This is a genomic window from Frankia sp. AgKG'84/4, from assembly GCF_023242965.2.
Classification (GTDB): Bacteria; Actinomycetota; Actinomycetes; order Frankiales; family Frankiaceae; genus Frankia.
Map to the genome: position 1 here is coordinate 1 of NZ_JALKFU020000771.1, position 1,147 is coordinate 1,147.

Below are 1,147 nucleotides of genomic sequence, written 5' to 3' on the forward strand. Positions count from 1 at the left end.
GGCGACCCGGCGGCCCGCGGCGAGCAGGGCTTCGGTGGCGACCGGACGCAGCGTCAGGCCGCCGATCGTCGCGACCGGCCCGCCCGCCTCGTCCGCCACCGTGAGCGTGCAGCGGTCCGATCCCGTCGCGGCCACCCGGACGCGCAGCGCGCCGGTGCCGGTGCCGGTGCCGGTCAGCGCGACGTCGTTCCAGGTGAAGGGCAGCCTGGTCAGGGACTGGCTGGCCGCGGCGTCGGCCGTGTCGCCGCCGGTGGCCGGGAGCAGCCCGACGACCGCGTGCAGGGCCGCGTCGAGCAGCGCGGGATGGACGGCGAAGCCCTCCGCCCGCTCGTTCGCACTCGCCGGCAGGACGACGTCGGCGAGGATGTCGTCGCCAAGGCGCCAGGCTGCCCGCAGGCCGCGGAACGCCGGCCCGTACTGGTAGCCGTCGCCGGCCAGCCGCGGATACAGGTCGTCGACGTCCAACGCGACCGCCCCCGGCGGCGGCCAGGCCCCCCCCAGCGCCGCGTCGCCAGCGGTCTCGCCGATGGGCGCCTGGGTCGTGCGGACGAAGCCGGTCGCGTGCTGGTGCCAGGGTGCCGGCGCGGCGTCGGGGCCGGGACGGGTGGCGTCCGGCCGGGAGTAGACCGTCACCGCCCGGCGCCCGCCCTCCGCGCCCTGGCCGGCCGACGGCTGGGCCGCGGCCACGATGACCTGGATCTCGATCGCCCCGGCGGCCGGCAGGACCAGCGGCGCGGTCAGGGCGAGCTCCTCGACGAGCGGGGCGCCGGCCCGTCGCCCGGCCGTCAGCACGAGGTCCACGAACGCGGTTCCCGGCAGCAGCACGGTGTCCCGTACCGCATGGTCGGCGAGCCAGGGCAGCGCCGCCGGATCGAGGCGGCCGGACAGCGCCAGGGCGCCGTCGGCGAGTTCCACCGCGGCGCCGAGCAGCGGATGGGCCGGCTCGCCTGCACCCCTGACGTCACTCAAGATGGCGTCACTCAGTGTGGCGGCGGCGAGGGCCGCGGGCCGGTCCAGCCAGTGGCGCTGGCGCTGGAAGGGATAGGTCGGCAGGTCGGTGGGGCGCACCGGCCGCCCGGCGAACGCGGCCGACCAGTCGACCTCGGCGGCGCCGTCGACGTGCAGCCGGGCCAGCGCGGCGGTGGCC

Annotated in this window: 1 protein-coding gene; it reads right to left on the reverse strand. The window is 78.4% G+C overall.

The window, feature by feature from the left end:
- Positions 1 to 1,147, reverse strand: a 1,147-nt coding sequence (locus MXD58_RS25105; RefSeq protein WP_250610112.1) for a polyketide synthase dehydratase domain-containing protein, incomplete at both ends; no start/stop codon positions are given.